This window comes from Alcaligenes sp. HNGD-HTN06 (genome assembly GCF_049932565.1).
In the GTDB taxonomy this organism is placed as follows: domain Bacteria; phylum Pseudomonadota; class Gammaproteobacteria; order Burkholderiales; family Burkholderiaceae_B; genus Alcaligenes; species Alcaligenes ammonioxydans.
Window position 1 is genome coordinate 2,000,376 of record NZ_CP187782.1, and the last position, 16,873, is coordinate 2,017,248.

12 protein-coding genes are annotated in these 16,873 nt (G+C 58.5%); 6 read left to right on the forward strand and 6 right to left on the reverse strand.

Going from position 1 to position 16,873, the window contains the following annotated elements:
* Positions 1–35: 35 nt before the first annotated feature.
* From folC to aceE, 4 genes are all read right to left on the reverse strand, one after another.
* Positions 36–1,433, reverse strand: a complete 1,398-nt coding sequence (folC, locus tag ACOZ42_RS09080) for a bifunctional tetrahydrofolate synthase/dihydrofolate synthase (RefSeq protein WP_426345055.1) — start codon at positions 1,431–1,433, stop codon at positions 36–38.
* A gap of 86 nt (positions 1,434–1,519) precedes the next feature.
* The gene (gene lpdA, locus ACOZ42_RS09085; RefSeq protein WP_003799719.1) at positions 1,520–3,292 is read right to left on the reverse strand and encodes a dihydrolipoyl dehydrogenase; all 1,773 of its coding nucleotides are present in this window, start codon (positions 3,290–3,292) and stop codon (positions 1,520–1,522) included.
* 9 nt (positions 3,293–3,301) lie between these two features.
* Positions 3,302–4,987, reverse strand: coding sequence for a dihydrolipoyllysine-residue acetyltransferase (gene aceF, locus ACOZ42_RS09090; protein WP_426345056.1), 1,686 nt, complete (start codon positions 4,985–4,987; stop codon positions 3,302–3,304).
* Positions 4,988–4,998: 11 nt separating this feature from the next.
* Positions 4,999–7,707 (reverse strand): pyruvate dehydrogenase (acetyl-transferring), homodimeric type, encoded by a 2,709-nt coding sequence (gene aceE / locus ACOZ42_RS09095; protein WP_003799716.1) that lies wholly within the window; start codon positions 7,705–7,707, stop codon positions 4,999–5,001.
* 267 nt (positions 7,708–7,974) lie between these two features.
* Between aceE and ACOZ42_RS09100 the strand changes: the two genes are divergently transcribed.
* Genes ACOZ42_RS09100 through ACOZ42_RS09120 form a run of 5 tightly spaced genes read left to right on the forward strand, consistent with a single transcriptional unit; the run spans position 7,975 to position 13,946 of the window.
* Entirely contained in the window at positions 7,975–9,732 is a 1,758-nt protein-coding gene (locus ACOZ42_RS09100; protein WP_003799713.1) for a PAS domain-containing sensor histidine kinase, read from the forward strand.
* Positions 9,729–10,352, forward strand: coding sequence for a response regulator transcription factor (locus tag ACOZ42_RS09105; RefSeq protein WP_003799711.1), 624 nt, complete (start codon positions 9,729–9,731; stop codon positions 10,350–10,352). The genes ACOZ42_RS09100 and ACOZ42_RS09105 overlap by 4 nt, the downstream gene beginning before the upstream one ends.
* Positions 10,353–11,216 carry a bifunctional methylenetetrahydrofolate dehydrogenase/methenyltetrahydrofolate cyclohydrolase FolD gene (gene folD, locus ACOZ42_RS09110; RefSeq protein WP_003799710.1) on the forward strand — a complete coding sequence of 288 codons (864 nt, stop codon included), beginning with the start codon at positions 10,353–10,355 and terminating at the stop codon, positions 11,214–11,216. It begins immediately after the preceding gene.
* A 15-nt stretch (positions 11,217–11,231) separates the two neighbouring features.
* On the forward strand, positions 11,232–13,304 hold the full coding sequence (locus ACOZ42_RS09115) for a M3 family metallopeptidase (RefSeq protein ID WP_059317591.1): 2,073 nt from the start codon (positions 11,232–11,234) through the stop codon (positions 13,302–13,304).
* A gap of 30 nt (positions 13,305–13,334) precedes the next feature.
* Complete coding sequence (locus ACOZ42_RS09120) at positions 13,335–13,946, forward strand: SCO family protein (RefSeq protein WP_426345846.1); 612 nt, start codon at positions 13,335–13,337, stop codon at positions 13,944–13,946.
* Between the two features lie 139 nt (positions 13,947–14,085).
* Here ACOZ42_RS09120 and ACOZ42_RS09125 read toward each other — a convergent pair whose 3' ends face one another.
* On the reverse strand, positions 14,086–15,471 hold the full coding sequence (locus ACOZ42_RS09125; RefSeq protein ID WP_426345057.1) for a dihydrolipoyl dehydrogenase: 1,386 nt from the start codon (positions 15,469–15,471) through the stop codon (positions 14,086–14,088).
* A gap of 129 nt (positions 15,472–15,600) precedes the next feature.
* Between ACOZ42_RS09125 and ACOZ42_RS09130 the strand changes: the two genes are divergently transcribed.
* Positions 15,601–16,062 (forward strand): MerR family transcriptional regulator, encoded by a 462-nt coding sequence (locus ACOZ42_RS09130; RefSeq protein WP_426345058.1) that lies wholly within the window; start codon positions 15,601–15,603, stop codon positions 16,060–16,062.
* Between the two features lie 193 nt (positions 16,063–16,255).
* Here the strand turns inward: ACOZ42_RS09130 and ACOZ42_RS09135 are convergent, their stop codons facing one another.
* The gene (locus ACOZ42_RS09135; protein WP_059317587.1) at positions 16,256–16,825 is read right to left on the reverse strand and encodes a nitroreductase family protein; all 570 of its coding nucleotides are present in this window, start codon (positions 16,823–16,825) and stop codon (positions 16,256–16,258) included.
* Positions 16,826–16,873 lie beyond the last annotated feature (48 nt).

Sequence of the window (16,873 nt, forward strand, 5' to 3'; positions counted from 1 at the left end):
CCCTAGACCTATGAAATAAGCAGTCTTGCCGATAATCAGGAAGATGTGCGCTCGTTTGCGGCTTCAAGAATCGGCCCTACTGTCGCAAACGAGCCAAACACGACAATTCTATCATTGTCACCGGCCTCTTTTAATGCCGCCTCGTAAGCGAGCCGGGGACTGTTGTAACTGGATACGACCGCTGACGCTTTACTGACCGAAGCACGCGCAACAGGGCGCACACCGGGTCGATGCCCGCTGCTTTCCGCTTCAGGTGCCAACACATCAGCAGGCATCTGATCGCTGGCCAGAACGGTACGCACATGCTCCGCCAACTCGTGACCCGACAGGCTGCGCGGCCCTTCCAGGCTGGCGCACATCCAGTGGTCAATACGGCTTGCCAGACGTGCGATGACGCCATCCACATCCTTGTCCTTGTACATACCCACAACGGCAATTGTCTTGGGGTAAGGAGGCATATTGTCCAGGTTCTGCGCCAGAGCGGCAGCAGCATGCGGATTATGCGCCACATCGAAAATGACACAAGGCTGACCTGGCTGAATCTGGAAACGTCCCGGCATATGCGCACGCAGCAAGCCCGCACGCACCGCCTGGGCAGGGACGGCCAAACGAGGATGCAAGGACTCCAGCGCCGCCAGGGCGGCAGACGCATTGAGCAGCTGATTGGCGCCACGCAGGGCCGGATAGGCCAAGGCAGCCCGTCGTTGACTACGCCCGCCATACGCCCATTGCTGGCGGTCGCCGGAGTAGTTGAAATCCTTGCCAAACAACCAGAGTTCGGCGCCAATCTCCTGGGCGTAATCCAGCATGGTCTGTGGTGGCACTGGATCGGCGCAAATGGCGGGACGACCGGGACGGAAAATATGGGCTTTTTCCCAAGCCACCTGCTCGCGGGTATTGCCCAGGTATTCTGCGTGATCAATATCAATGCTGGTAATGATCGAACAGTCGGCATCCACGATATTGACGGCGTCCAAACGCCCGCCCAGACCGACTTCCAGCACCGCCACGTCCACACGCTGCTCCTGGAACAGCATCAAGGCAGCCAGCGTGGAAAACTCAAAATAGGTGAGCGTCAGATCACCACGGGCTTCGTTGATACGAGCAAACTGCGCCGTGATCTGCGCGTCCTCCGCCATCTCGCCATTTAAGCGGATGCGCTCGTTATAACGCACCAGATGCGGGGAGGCGTACACCCCTCCTTTGTAGGCCGCGGCCAGCAGAATCGCTTCCAGCATGGCACAGGTCGACCCTTTGCCATTGGTACCACCCACGGTGATGACCACACCATCCAATTTGATGTTCAGACGTTGGGCAACCTCGCGAATCCGGCCCAGACCCAGGTCGATGGTCGACGGATGCAAGGTTTCCAAATAGGACAGCCAGTCGCTTAGCGAAGAGTCGGCTTTCAGAACAGGATGAGTCATGGACAACACCAATTACAAAATAAAAACGGCAGGCGCTGATGATAGCACCTGCCGTGAGCCAATACGCCTTAACTATCAGGCGAATACTGGTATTACTTGCGACGTGTTGGCGGCAAGTCCGTGCACGTCCCTTCAGCGACGGCCGCAGCCTTGCTGACCGACTCGCACAAGGTGGGGTGCGGGTGAATGGATTTGGCCAGATCGACCGGGTCCACCCCCATTTCGATGGCCAGCACCAGTTCACCGATCAGCTCGCCTGCATTGGTACCGACAATGCCGCCACCCACGATACGGTGGGTTTCCGCATCGAACAGAACCTTGGTAAAGCCTTCATCGCGGTTGTTGGCAATGGCACGACCAGACGCAGCCCAGGGGAACACGCCCTTCTCGACCTTGATACCGTCTTTTTTCGCCTGATCTTCGGTCAGACCCACCCAGGCGATTTCCGGATCGGTGTAGGCCACCGAAGGAATCACACGAGCATCAAAGAAGGATTTCTCGCCGGCGATGACTTCAGCGGCCACGTGCGCTTCATGCTCGGCCTTGTGTGCCAGCATGGGCTGCCCCACGATATCGCCAATGGCGTAGATATGTGGCACGTTGGTGCGCTGTTGCTTGTCAACCGGAATGAAGCCACGGTCGGTGACATGTACGCCCGCTTTCTCAGCACCAATTTTCTTGCCATTGGGCGAGCGGCCCACGGCTTGCAGAACCAGATCGTAACGCTGCGGCTCGGCTGGCGCATTCTTGCCTTCAAATGTCACCCAGATGCCATCATCACGAGCTTCGGCAGCCACCGTGCTGGTTTCCAGCATCATGTGGTCGAAGCGGTGCTTGTTCATCTTCTCCCACACCTTGACCACGTCGCGGTCTGCGCCCGGCATCAGGCCAGTCTGCATTTCCACCACGTCCAGGCGTGCGCCCAGCGCCGAGTACACCGTACCCATTTCCAGACCGATGATGCCACCACCCACGATCAGCATGCGCTTGGGCACAGACTTCAGTTCCAGCGCGCCGGTGGAGTCCACTACGCGTGGATCGTCGGGCAGGAACGGCAGTTTTACCGACTGGCTACCGGCCGCAATAATGGCCGAAGCGAACTTGATCACTTTCTTGGTGCCGTCGTTGGCGGTCACTTCGATGTGATTGGGGTCCAGGAACTGGCCGTTACCGACCACAACCTGCACCTTGCGGCCCTTGGCCATACCGGCCAGACCACCGGTCAGCTTGCCGATCACCTTGTTCTTGTAGTCGCGCAGCGCGTCGATGTCGATTTGCGCTTCACCGAACTTGATGCCGTGTGTTGCCAGGGACTTGGCTTCCTCGTAGACCGCTACGGTATGCAGCAAGGCCTTGGAAGGAATACAACCCACGTTCAGACACACACCACCCAGGGTGCTGTAGCGTTCGACCAGAGCCACTTTCAGGCCCAGGTCAGCGGCACGGAAAGCCGCGTTGTAACCGCCCGGGCCCGCGCCCAGAACGACCACATCCACGGAATCATCCGCAGCACCCTGATGGCTGGCAGCCTGCGGAGCAGGTGCCGCGGCCGGAGCGGCAGCGGCAGGAGCCGCTGCTTTAGGTGTTTCCTGTTTGGCGGGTGCTGCAGCGGGGGCCGCCTGGCCCTCCGCTACTTCGATCTTGGCAATGGCCGACCCCTGGGAGACCTTGTCACCCACTTTGACCAGCAATTCCTTGATCACCCCTGCCTGAGCGGCAGGAATTTCCATGGAGGCCTTGTCGGACTCCACGGTGATCAAGCTTTGCTCGACTTCGACCGTATCACCGACCTGCACCAGCACTTCGATAACATCCACCTCGCCGGAGTCACCGATATCCGGGACCGTCAGATCAATCAGACTCATGACAACTCCTTACAATGCGATGCGACGGAAGTCAGCCAGCATCGTTGCCAGGAAGGCATTGAAACGGGCGGCAGAGGCACCATCAATAACACGGTGGTCGTAGGACAGGGACAGCGGCAACATCAAGCGTGGCTCGAACTCCTTGCCATTCCAGACTGGCTGTATGGAGGAGCGCGACAGACCCAGAATGGCCACTTCTGGCGCATTGATGATGGGTGTGAAGTCCGTGCCGCCAATACCGCCCAGCGAAGAAATGGTGAAGCAACCGCCCTGCATCTGAGCTGCGCTCAACTTGCCGTCACGGGCCGCGGCGGCCAGTTCGCCTGTTTCACGCGCGATATCCAGAATGCCTTTCTTGTCGGCATCACGGATGACAGGCACAACCAGACCGTTAGGCGTATCAGCGGCAAAGCCGATGTGGTAGTACTGCTTGAGCACCAGATTGTCGCCGTCCAGCGACGCATTGAACTCGGGGAATTTCTTCAGGGCAGCCACGGCAGCCTTGATGACGAAAGCCAGCATGGTGACGCGAGCGCCGGACTTCTTGTATTCCTCGTTCAGCTCTTTGCGCAACGCTTCCAGCGACGTGATGTCAGCCAGATCGTTATTGGTGACATGCGGAATCATGACCCAGTTGCGATGCAGGTTGGCACCCGAGATTTTCTTGATGCGCGACAGGGCTTGGGTTTCGACAGGACCAAATTTGGCAAAGTCCACCTTGGGCCAGGCCAACACGTCCAGACCACCGACCTGGGCAGCAGTACCGGCAGCGGTAACCGAAGCGGCACCGCCCGCCATGACCTGCTTGACAAAGCCGCGCACGTCGTCCGCCGTAATCCGGCCTTTGTCGCCGGAGCCATGGACCTTGGCCAGATCCACGCCCAGTTCGCGAGCGAACTTGCGAACGCTGGGCGACGCATGGGGAAGATTGCGCAAGGAAACTTCGGCATCCGCAAACGCTGCAGTAGGCGAAACACGCTCTGGGGCGGGAGCACCCGCACCCACCACCACCGAAGAGCTGGCAGCAGAAGCTGCTGCAGCGGGTGCCGCTTCGGCCTTGGGAGCGGGGGCGGCCTCGGCTTTGGCTGGCGCAGGCGCTGCGGCGTTACCTTGCACCGTCAACTCCAGGATGTCGCTGCCCTGGCTGACCTTGTCACCCAGCTTGACCTTGATGGCGGTCACCACGCCAGCGTGGGAAGACGGCACTTCCATGGAGGCCTTGTCCGACTCCACGGTAATCAGGCTTTGATCCACCTCAACGGTGTCACCCACCTGCACCATGATTTCAATGACGTCCACATCGCGAGCGTCGCCGATATCAGGAACCTGCACGGTCACTTGCTGCTCGCCACCGGCGGGAGCTGCCGCGGCAGCGGCAGGCGCCGCTTCAGCTTGAGCAGCAGGAGCAGCGTCGGCCTTGGCAGACTCAGCAGCAGGCGCGGCCTGCGCGCCTTCGGCGGCTTCCAGTTCCAGGACCAGACTGCCTTCCTTAACCTTGTCGCCCAGCTTGACCTTGATCGACTTGACCACGCCCGCGTCGGACGAGGGAATCTCCATGGAAGCCTTGTCGGACTCCACGGTAATCAGGCTTTGCTCGACCTCGATGGTCTCGCCTTCCTTGACCAGGATTTCGATCACTTCGACTGCGTCGTCAGCACCGATATCCGGGATTTTGACTTGAATGATATTGCTCATGGTTCAGTCCCTTATGCGTGCTGCGGGTTGGCCTTGGAAGGATTGATGCCGTACTTGGCAATGGCCTCGGACGCTTTGCTGAACGGAACCTTGCCCTCTTCAGCCAGTGCGCGCAACGCGGCCAACACCACAAAGTGACGGTCAACCTCAAAGTGCTCACGCAACTTGAAGCGGTAGTCGGAACGACCGAAACCATCGGTACCCAGCACCTTGAAGGTACGATCTTTGGGCACGAAAGGACGAATCTGGTCGCCAAAAGCCTTGACGTAGTCGGTCGAGACCACGATGGGGCCATCGGTTTTGGCCAGTTGGGCCGTCACGTACGGTACGGGCAGGTCCTTGCCTTCAGGGTTGAGCAAAGCTTCACGCTCGCAGTCCAGACCATTGCGGCGCAATTCGGTAAAGCTGGTCACGCTCCACACATCAGAGCCAATGCCCCAGTCTTTTTCCAGCAGCTCTTGTGCTGCAATCACTTCACGCAAAATCGTGCCCGAACCCATCAGCTGAACGCGCAGCTTGGCGTCCTCAGCGACCGATTTGAATTTGTACATGCCACGCAGGATGCCTTCTTCGTCACCCTCGACCAGACCGGGCTGGGCGTAGTTCTCGTTCATCAAGGTGACGTAGTAGTACACGTCTTCCTGATCCTGAACCATGCGCTTCAGACCGTGCTGCATGATCACCGCCACTTCGTGCGCGAAGGTCGGGTCGTAAGACACGCAGTTGGGAATCAGCGAGGACTGAATATGGCTGTGGCCATCTTCGTGCTGCAGACCTTCGCCATTCAACGTGGTGCGACCGGCGGTACCGCCCAGCACGAAACCACGGGCTTTCATATCACCCGCTGCCCAGGCCAGATCGCCAAAGCGCTGGAAGCCGAACATCGAGTAGTAGATGAAGAACGGGATCATGATGCGGTTGTTGTTGGAGTACGACGTGGCAGCCGCAATCCAGGAGCTGAATGCACCCTGCTCGTTAATCCCTTCCTGCAACAACTGACCATTGGCCGTTTCGCGGTAGTACATGACCTGATCTTTATCGACCGGGGTGTACTTCTGGCCTTCCGGCGCATAAATGCCGATTTGACGGAACAGACCTTCCATACCAAAGGTACGCGATTCGTCAGCCAGGATGGGCACCGCACGCGGACCGACCTGCTTGTCGCGCAGCAAGGTATTCAGGAAACGGACAAATGCTTGCGTCGTGGAGATCTCACGGCCTTCGGCGGTGGGCTCCAGCATAGGTTTGAACGCCTCCAGGGTCGGCACGGTCAACTGTTCATCAGCCTTGGTGCGACGCTTGGGCAGGTAGCCGCCCAAGGCCTTGCGACGAGCGTGCAAATACTGCATTTCAGGCGAGTCGTCAGCAGGCTTGAAGTACGGCAGTTCTTCGAGCTTGTCATCGGGTACCGGAATATTGAAACGGTCGCGGAACTCGCGCACAGCGTCCAGATCCAGGCTCTTTTGCTGGTGCGAAGGGTTCTTGGCCTGGCCAACGTGGCCCATGCCATAGCCCTTGATCGTCTTGGCCAGAATAACGGTAGGCTGACCTTCGTGCTTGGTGGCAGCGTCAAACGCCGCATACACCTTGTGAGGATCATGACCGCCGCGGTTCAGGCGCCAGATGTCCTCATCGCTCATGCGGCTGACCATCTCCAGCAGCTTAGGATGCTTGCCAAAGAAGTGCTCACGAACATAGGCACCGTCGTTGGCTTTGTACGCCTGGTACTCGCCGTCCACGGTTTCTTCCATGACCTTGCGCAAGATGCCTTCCTTGTCGCGCGCCAGCAACGGGTCCCAGTAACCGCCCCAGATCAGCTTGAGCACGTTCCAGCCAGCGCCCCGGAAGGTTCCTTCCAGTTCCTGGATGATCTTGCCGTTGCCACGCACAGGGCCGTCCAGTCGCTGCAGGTTGCAGTTCACGATGAAAATCAGGTTGTCCAGCTTTTCACGGGCAGCCAGACCAATTGCACCCAGGGATTCAGGTTCGTCCATCTCGCCGTCGCCCAGGAACACCCAGACTTTACGGCCACTGGTATCGGCAATGCCGCGGGCATGCAGATACTTCAGGAAACGGGCCTGGTAAATGGCCATCAATGGGCCCAGACCCATGGATACCGTGGGGAACTGCCAGAATTCGGGCATCAACTTGGGATGCGGGTAAGACGGCAAGCCTTTGCCGTCCACTTCCTGACGGAAGTTGTTCAACTGATCTTCGCTAATCCGGCCTTCCATGAAAGCGCGGGCGTAGATACCGGGCGAGGAATGGCCCTGGAAAAACACCATGTCGCCGCCGTGATCTTCGGTCTCGGCGTGCCAGAAATGGTTCTGACCGCAACCAATCATGGTCGCCAAGGAGGCAAAGGACGCAATGTGACCGCCCAGACCACCCCCATCAGGAGGGGTTTCGCGGTTGGCACGCACCACCATGGCCATGGCGTTCCAGCGAATGTAGGAACGAATGCGCTCTTCCAGAGCGAGGTTGCCAGGGTGCGCAGGTTCCAGACCGGGAGGAATCGTGTTCACATACGCCGTGTTGGGCGAGAACGGAATATGGGCGCCAGAACGACGGGCCAGATCAATCAGCTTTTCAATAAGCTCGTGAGCGCGGGCCGGGCCTTCACGGTCCACCACCGCTTCCAGGGCGTCAAGCCACTCTTTTGTTTCTAGGGCCTGGTCTTGACTGACCTGAGCCGAACTATTGTCTTGGGTTGAGGACATATAGTGTCTCCATATATGTGGTAGTAGTCCGGTCTTGCTCGACGCTGAGCCGCCCATCTCCTGAGAAGTAAAGCGATCCTGACCGAAGCGGGTATTGCGGACTGTGAGCGTTCAAGGCGGGGTACGCCTGCACCAACCCATTCTAGGAAAGAACCTAGAAACGCTCAAGCAAAATTTCATTTTATGGTATGTGTTTTCATAATACGAAATATCACTAAAAAAAATAGCCCTACATTACAATCCAGCCATACTTCTTTTCGTGCAGTTATGGCCACTCATCCTAAAAAGTCTCTGATCCCTTCAACCTTCTACGATCAGGCCAAGCAGAACCGGCGTGGATTCTATTGGCTGACGCCGGTTGTCGTGCTGTTTCTTTACCTCTGTGTCATGGGGGTATTTCTCTGGCTGCAACGTCTGCAAAACGACAGCGTCATGTTTGTGACCATCGATCAGGAAACGCGTCAGCAGCGTTTGATGATGGTGATTCTGGCCCTGTCATTGGTCATTGTGGTCAGCCTGCTGGCCTTGTGGCGCTATACCCGCTTTCGCACCCACGCCGAGGCCGCCCAGACAGCCGAGACCGGGTTTCGACGCGCCATGGAAAATTCCATGTCCACGGGGATGCGCGTCTTTGACATGCAAGGCCGCATTGCCTATGTCAACCCTGCGTTTTGCAGAATGATTGGCTGGAACGAGGCCGATCTGGTCGGTCGCACCGCCCCTTTCCCCTACTGGTTGCCCGGTCGTCATCAGCAGCACCAGGAAACGCTGGATTTGCTCTTGTCCGGACGAACCCCCAGCAGCGGACTGGAAGTGGAAGCCCAGCGACGGGACGGATCGCGTTTTACCGCCCGCATGTACGTCTCGCCTTTGCGCGCCCCCAACGGAGAGCAGATCGGCTGGATGACTTCCATGACCGACATTACCGAACCCAAACGTATCCGTGAAGCCCTGACCGCCGCTCACGAACGCTTCATGACCGTACTGGAGGGTCTGGATGATGCCATTTCCGTGGTCGCCGATACCTCCGAGGGCCTGGAGCTGCTGTTTGCCAATCGCACTTATCGACGCTTCTTTGGCGCCCAGTCCAACGGCCATGCCGAACTGCTGGGAGGGCGTCTCGGTCGCTTCACGGACGAGACCGTGGAAATTTATTCTGAATCAGCGGCCCGCTGGTTCGAGGTCCACCATCGTATGCTGGCCTGGACCGATGGCCGCCGTGTGCGTTTGCAAGTGGCACGCGATATTACCGACCGACGCAAACACGAAGAGGCTTCGCGCATTCAACAGGAAAAAGTTCAGCTGACCAGCCGTCTGACCACGATGGGCGAGATGGCCTCCTCGCTGGCCCACGAATTGAATCAGCCGCTGACGGCCATCAACAACTACAGCATGGGCGCGGTTGCCATGCTCAAGTCAGGCCGCTACCAGCCCGAGACCTTGCTGGCTGCCTTGGAAAAAGCGGCCCAGCAGGCCGAACGGGCCGGCAAGATCATCAGCCGCATCCGCGAGTTCGTCAAACGCAGCGAGCCGCGCCGCACGCGCGTCAAAGTCATGCGCATTGTGGAAAATGCCGTGGGCTTTGCAGAAATTGACGCCCGCAAACGCCAGATCGAAATCGAACTGAGCATCCCCGATCCCGTTCCAGACGTCATTGCCGACCCCATTCTCATAGAACAGGTATTATTGAACCTGCTCAAAAATGGGATCGAAGCCATGGAACACAGCGAGCATCATGTGCTTCAATTGGTGATTACCCAACAAGAATCGCTTTTGGAGATGGCTGTCATCGACCGTGGTCATGGCCTGAAAGATCCCGAGCGCCTCTTTGAACCGTTTTACAGTACCAAGTCCGAAGGCCTTGGGATGGGCCTGAACATCTGCCGCACAATTATTGAATCGCATCACGGCCGCCTGTGGGCAGTCGGCAATCCCGAGGGTGGAACGATCTTTCGTTTCAGTCTACCTTGTGCAGCGCCCGATGTAGCGGACACCCTTGATAACAAACTGGAGATACCCGAATGACCAGCCCGCAAATGCCATGCACCATCTACGTAGTCGATGACGACGAAGCCGTACGGGACTCCTTGCGCTGGCTACTGGAAGCCAACGGCTACCGGGTCCGCTGCTTTGCATCGGGCGAAGAGTTTCTGGGTGCGTACGACCCGGCCCAGGTGGCCGTGCTGATCGTGGACGTGCGCATGCCCGGCATGAGCGGCCTGGAGCTCCAGGAAGCGCTGATTGCCCGCAAATCCACTATCCCGATCGTGTTCATTACCGGTCACGGTGATGTCCCCATGGCCGTGAGCACCATGAAGAAAGGCGCGGTCGACTTTCTGGAAAAACCCTTTAACGAAGCCGATCTGCGCACCATCGTAAGCCGCATGATTGAACAGGCTACCGCTCGCGCCTCGCAGGCGCAGGCGCAAAAAGATCAACAAGAAGTCCTGGGCCGCCTGACAGCGCGCGAGCAACAAGTGCTGGAGCGCATTGTTGCCGGTCGCCTGAACAAGCAAATTGCCGGGGACTTGAACATCAGCATTAAAACTGTCGAAGCGCATCGCGCCAATATCATGGAAAAACTGGAAGTCACTACGGTTGCCGACCTCATGAAAATCGCCCTCACCAAGTCCGAGGACGTGTAAATGAGTGCTCGTATTATTGATGGAAAAAAGCTGTCCACCGCCATCAAGGCGGACGTTGCAGAACGTGTTGCCAAACTCAAGCAGACTCACGGCATCCAGGCAGGCCTGACCGTGGTGCTGGTCGGGGAAGATCCCGCCTCGCAAGTCTATGTGCGCAACAAGGGCCTGGCATGTGAAGCCGCCGGCCTGAAGTCCGACATCATCCGCCTGCCTGCAGATACCAGCGAAACGGAACTGCTCGCACTGATTAAGCGCCTGAATCAGGACAGCTCGGTACACGGCATTTTGGTCCAGCTGCCCCTGCCCGCCCATCTGGACGAGCATAAAGTGATCGAAACCATTGCTCCCCACAAGGACGTGGACGGCTTTCACGTCAGCAACGCGGGCATGCTCATGACCGGCAAACCTCTATTTGCTCCCTGCACGCCCTATGGCGTGATGAAAATGCTGGAGTCGGAAAACGTGGCCTTGCGCGGTGCAGAGGCCGTCGTTGTTGGCGCCAGCAATATCGTGGGCAAACCCATGGCCATGCTCTTGCTGGCGGCGGGCGCTACGGTCACCCTGTGCAACTCCAAGACACGTGATCTGGCCGCTCAGACCCGCCGCGCCGATGTGCTGGTCGCGGCTGTAGGCCGCCCCGGCATCATTACCGGTGATATGGTCAAGCCCGGTGCCGTGGTGATCGACGTGGGCATCAACCGCGGTCCCGACGGCAAGCTGTGCGGTGACGTGGACTTTGCCAGTGCCAGCGAAGTGGCCTCGGCCATTACGCCCGTGCCCGGTGGCGTCGGCCCCATGACCATTGCCATGCTGCTGGTCAACACCTTGGAAGCGGCCGAACGCTCGGCCACCATCAGTCTTTAATTTATTCAACGGTTTATGACGACAAATCCCTTACTGGTTCCTATCGACAGCCTTATTGACTATCCCGCCATCCAGCCCGAACACATCGAGCAGGCGGTGGACCAACTGCTGGCCCTGGCCCGCCAAGCCGTAGAGACAGTCTCCAACGACGATAGCGAACCCAGCTGGGACAACATCGTCGAGCCCATCACGGACGCCACCGAGACTTTGTATCGCGCCTGGTCGGTAGCCGGTCACCTGAATTCGGTTATCAACACGCCTGAACTGCGGGCCGTCTACAACCAGTGCCTGCCGCGCATGAGCGAGTTCTCGACCTGGGTGGGCTTGAACCGACCTTTATTTCTACGCTATCAGGCCCTGGCAGACAGCCCGGCCTTTGCGGCCCTGACACCTCAGCGCCAACGCATCATTACCCTGGCCCTGCGCGATTTCCGCCTGAGCGGCGTACAACTGGAAGGTCAGGCTCGTGAGGACTACGCCCGCATTTCCGAGGAACTGGCGCAAACCTCGCAGCAGTTCTCCGAGCACGTACTGGATGCCATTGATCAGTGGCATTACCTGGTCACCGATCAGGCTGAGCTGGACGGCATCCCGGACGATGTGCTGGCCGCAGCCCAACGCGCCGCTCAAGAGAACGATCAGCAAGGCTGGCGTCTGACACTGAAAATGCCGTGTTACCTGCCCGTCATGCAGTACGCCCGCAATCAGGCCTTGCGCGAGCGGATGTACCGGGCCTACACCACCATTGCCTCCGATCAGGGGGATGCGCAATTCGATAACTCCCAGGCCATCGAAACCCTGCTGAGGCTGCGTGCTCAGGAAGCCAGCCTGCTCGGTTTTGCCAGCTACGCCCATATGCGTCTGGAAACCCGCATGGCCGACACTCCCGAACAGGTGATGGGCTTTTTGCGCGACCTGGCGGCCAAAGCACGCCCCTACGCGCGTCAAGATCTGGACGAGTTGCAGGCCTTTGCCCAGAAAGAGCTGGGTCTGGACAATCTGCAAGCCTGGGATGTCCCCTTTTGCTCTGAGCGCCTGCGTGAACAGCGCTACGCCTACTCGGAAGATGAGGTCAAACAGTACTTTACCGAGCCTGCTGTTCTCAACGGCCTGTTCAAGGTCATTCAGCGCCTGTTTGATGTGACCTTGCGCGCCAGCGACGTCCCCGTATGGCATCCTGCCGTGCGTCCATTTGAAGTTCTTGCCTCGGATGGCAAAACCTTGGGCTACCTGTATATGGACCTGCACGCCCGTCAAGGCAAACAAGGGGGGGCCTGGGTCGATAGCGAACGCAGTCGCCGCCGCCTGGGTGAGCAACTGTGTCTGCCGATCGCCTATCTGGTGTGCAATTTTGCCGAACCCCAGGCAGGTCGCCCGGCCCTGCTGACGCATGATGATGTAATCACCCTGTTTCACGAGTCGGGCCACGCCTTGCATGCCTTGCTCTCACGCGTGGACGATCCAGCAGCGTCGGCCTTCTCCGCCGTGGAATGGGACGCCATCGAACTGCCTTCGCAGTTTATGGAAAACTTTTGTTGGGAGTGGCCTGTCGTCCAGATGCTGACCGCCCACGTGGAAACGGGCGAGCATCTGCCGCGCGCGCTCTACAACAAGCTCAATCAAGCCCGCAACTTCCAAAGCGGCATGCAAATGGTGCGTCAGCTCGAGTTTTCCCTATTCGACATGTTGATCCATTCGCGCGACAGCGGTCTGGACATCGATGCCGTCATGGAGATTCTGGATCAGGTACGTCAGGAAGTGGCCGTGCTGTTTCCGCCAGAGTGGCACCGCTTCCCGCATCAGTTCTCGCACTTGTTTGCGGGTGGCTATGGCGCGGGTTACTACAGTTACAAATGGGCCGAAGTCCTGTCTGCCGATGCCTACTCGGCCTTTGAGGAAAAAGCCTATACCCATTCGGATGGGGCGCGTGATACCCTCGATAGCAATACCGGCCATCGCTTCTGGCGCGAGATTTTGTCCGTGGGGGGCGAGCGTCCCGCTGCCGACTCCTTCCGTGCTTTCCGAGGTCGAGACCCTTCCATCACCGCCCTGCTCCGTCACAGCGGGCTCACACCCGAGCCCGCCTAAACCCAGAGGACGCTCATGACAGCCAGCCGGATGCGGCCCAGCCCAGTAAACCCCATTCTTGTCTTGTTTAAGCAATATGGTCTGACACTGGCGCTGAGCTTGCTCCTGCTTGGCAGCGCGACTGCTGCCAATCTGCATCCCGTACGGGGCTTCCTGCCCGATCTGCGCTTTTCCCTACAAGCCGCTGGTCCCAAAACACTCACTCAGGATGACTTCAAAGATAAAGTCGTCATGATGTTTTTTGGTTATGCCAGTTGCCCCGATGTCTGTCCCACTACCCTGGCCCAGTTAGGTGCCGTCATGGACGCTCTGGGAGACAAGGCTGAGCAGGTGCGCATCCTATTTGTCAGCGTGGACCCGCACCGCGACACCCCGGATGCACTGGCCCGCTACGTGGCCGCCTTTGATGGCAAGCACACGACGGGACTGACCGGTTCAGAAAAGCAGATTGCAGACCTCGCCCGGCGTTATCGGGTGGCATACCAGATCGAAAAACCAGCCCCCAAGGCGCCGGAGAACTACGAAGTCTCGCACAGCCGTGGCGTATATATCTTCGATCAGCAAGGCAGGGCGCGCTATCTGGCACCGGATACGGAGTCGGTACAGGTTCTGGCAGAGGGTGTGCGAAGTCTGCTACCTTGAAAAAGCCCCCTTCAAGAGGGGGCTTCGTCTTTCTGGCGATTCCACTACGGGCACGACCTGGTGAACAAACGCAGACATGCCCACGCTCTCTGCCTGACAGGCCGGCAAACCACTGCTGGCCGACCCGCCAACCCCTGAGTTATTGGCCTCGCAACGCAGACTGTGCCTGGCGCAAGGCTGTACGCAAGCCCTCTTCCAGTACGGGATGATAGAAAGGCATGGCCAGCATCTGGTCCAGCGTCAGCCCCATCTGCAATGACCAGGCTAATAAATGGGCAATATGCTCTGCTTGAGGCCCCACCATCTCAGCCCCAAGAAATGCCCCGTCCTGGTCTGCATACACATGCAGCAAGCCACGGTTGACCAGCATGACCCGCGCCCGTCCCTGATTACCAAAGTTCACACTACCGGTCACGGCCCCTTGCGGAAGTGATTTAAAGGGAGTCCCCACCACGGCCACCTGCGGATCGCTGAATACGACCGCCATACGGGCCCGGCGAGCCATCGGCTCGTCCTGCCCCTCGCTCAGGGCCTGCAAAGCCGCCAGGCGACCATCGTCAGCCGCTTCATGCAGGATAGGTGCACGCTGGTTGACATCACCCGCAAGGTAAATAGAGGTTCCTTTGATCTGCAGGCTGGTCATGTCATAGACCACCCGGCCTTTGTCGTCCCATTGCGCAGGCGTATTTTCCAGGCCCAGATCATCCAGTTGAGGACGGCGGCCGGCCGCTCCCAATACATAATCATAATCTTCGACACGTTCCTGACCGTCCACCTTCAGATGCACCCGTGCCTTGCCATTGACCACTTCGCTACCCAGCACGGTCACGTCCGCGCGGATATCGAGCTCCTGACTGAAAATAGCCCGCCCAGCCTCGCGCACTGTCGGATCGGACAGTCCCGCCAGACTCTGACTGCGGTTGATGATCGATACATTAACGCCCAGCCGAGCCAGAGCCTGCCCCAGCTCCAATCCGATCACGCCCGTCCCTACTACCAGCACGCTGCGCGGCAAATCAGTCCAATCAAAAACGTCCTCGTTACTGATCAGCAAGGCGCCCAAAGGCTCCAGCTCTTTCGGGCGCACTGGCGTGGAACCCGTAGCGACAATCACACTCCCTGCCGTGATGCGGGTGTGCTCATCCACCTGCAGCACGTGCTCCGACAAGAAACGGGCGTGGCCGCGTATCTTGTCCTTCTCATCAAAGCCGTTCACATCCTCCACTACAAAACCCACAAAACGGTCACGCTCGCGACGCACGCGATCCATTACCTCTTTTCCATCGATACGGATTGCGCCATCCACATGAACCCCAAAAGGCGCGGTGTGACGAGCATGATGGGCGGCATCCGCAGCCGCAATCAGCAGTTTGGAGGGCATGCAGCCAACCCGGGCACACATCGTGCCATACGGGCCAGACTCGATCATCAGCACTCGTTTACCAGCTCGTTTAGCCGTACGATACGCTGTCATGCCCGCTGTTCCCGCTCCGATCACGGCAACATCACACTGAATTTCCTTCATAAACCGCTCCTTGAGTGTGTAACAAGGCTATCAGGGCCCAGATGACCGGTCCGACAGCCCGTTCTACAATGTGCAGAATTGAACCGTTTAATCATAACGCAGTCCTTTTGCACTGCCAGAGGAAAGCCCATGCTGATTAGTGAAGCGGCCCGCCTCACCGGCCTGACACCCAAGATGATCCGGCACTATGAGGATCTGGGCCTGGTAAATAGTGTCCGTGCTCCGAACGGCTATCGTATCTATCAGGCTCAGGACCTGGACACCTTGCACTTTATCGTCCGCGCCAAAGAACTGGGTTTTAATCTGGCCGATATTCAACAACTGACCAGTCTGTGGCGCAATCAGCAGCGCCCCAGCTCTGAGGTCAAGCAGTTGGCTCAAGCCCATATTCAGGACCTGGAAAGCCGGGCGGCCTTGCTGCTGGATATGGCTGCCAAACTGCGTGTCCTGGCCGAGCAATGTCAGGGCGATCAGCATCCCGACTGTCCGATCCTGGATGGGCTGGAGGGCGGCTGTTGTAACCCGAGTACGCCAGATAAGACTGCCGTGCCGCCCCGAAGTAATCGTGCATCCGCTGCAGGCCCGCTTTGAGACATCGGCCCCGGCGGGTGGTAAGCGGCTTCCCCCAAGCCGATCTACGCCGCTGAAACAGCGTGGACTCTGACCGCTTGTGCCGACTTGCCACCTTCACCCGCACAAACACAAAAAAGCCTGAGCTCAAGGAGAGTTCAGGCTTTTGCTTCTTGTGTCTTGGATGGGCTGCTCAGCCGCACCGACTTCGGGCTCAGGCCGCGCGCCACTCCGTCACAAATTGCTGCGGCTCGGGACGTTGCGCAGGACCTAGCGTGTGAATGGGCGTACCCACCGACACAAAGCCCAGGAACTGATAATCCAGGGAGTCAAAGCCCAAGGCTTCAGGAACTTCCTCACCGTAGGTCCCCAGGCCCGTGCTCCAGAACGCTCCAAAACCCAGTTGGTGAGCCGCATGCAGCATATTGCTAACCGCAGCACCCGTTGCCAGAACACGCTCCAGCTCAGGAATTTTTTCCTCGCCATGATCGATGTGGCTAGCCACGGCAATCAGCAAAGGGACTTTTGCCAACCAGGCACGTACGCTGGCCGCCTTCTGCTCGGTCAAGGGTGTGCCCGCGCGTTCGTTAGCCGCAATCGCCAACTCGCCCAAAGCCTGTACATTTTCACCACGAATCAGGCAAAAGCGCCAGGGCTGCAAACGGCCATGATCGGGAGCGCAAACGGCAGCGCGCAAAATCAGGTCCAACTCCTGTTCGCTCGGGCCGGGGCCTTGCACCAGCTTGATGGAACGTCGGGACAACAAGGAATCAATGGTACTCATAGTGCTTCCAGAATCAGTAAAGAATGCCCTGCCCGGCTGGCAGGGCTC

Excerpts from the sequence above, each read along its gene's own strand:
- ACOZ42_RS09100 (WP_003799713.1), top strand. The coding sequence starts at position 7,975 with ATGGCCACTCATCCTAAAAAGTCTCTGATCCCTTCAACCTTCTACGAT.
- aceE (WP_003799716.1), bottom strand. The coding sequence starts at position 7,707 with ATGTCCTCAACCCAAGACAATAGTTCGGCTCAGGTCAGTCAAGACCAG.
- ACOZ42_RS09105 (WP_003799711.1), top strand. The coding sequence starts at position 9,729 with ATGACCAGCCCGCAAATGCCATGCACCATCTACGTAGTCGATGACGAC.
- folD (WP_003799710.1), top strand. The coding sequence starts at position 10,353 with ATGAGTGCTCGTATTATTGATGGAAAAAAGCTGTCCACCGCCATCAAG.
- ACOZ42_RS09115 (WP_059317591.1), top strand. The coding sequence starts at position 11,232 with ATGACGACAAATCCCTTACTGGTTCCTATCGACAGCCTTATTGACTAT.
- lpdA (WP_003799719.1), bottom strand. The coding sequence starts at position 3,292 with ATGAGTCTGATTGATCTGACGGTCCCGGATATCGGTGACTCCGGCGAG.
- aceF (WP_426345056.1), bottom strand. The coding sequence starts at position 4,987 with ATGAGCAATATCATTCAAGTCAAAATCCCGGATATCGGTGCTGACGAC.
- ACOZ42_RS09135 (WP_059317587.1), bottom strand. The coding sequence starts at position 16,825 with ATGAGTACCATTGATTCCTTGTTGTCCCGACGTTCCATCAAGCTGGTG.
- ACOZ42_RS09120 (WP_426345846.1), top strand. The coding sequence starts at position 13,335 with ATGCGGCCCAGCCCAGTAAACCCCATTCTTGTCTTGTTTAAGCAATAT.
- ACOZ42_RS09130 (WP_426345058.1), top strand. The coding sequence starts at position 15,601 with ATGCTGATTAGTGAAGCGGCCCGCCTCACCGGCCTGACACCCAAGATG.
- ACOZ42_RS09125 (WP_426345057.1), bottom strand. The coding sequence starts at position 15,471 with ATGAAGGAAATTCAGTGTGATGTTGCCGTGATCGGAGCGGGAACAGCG.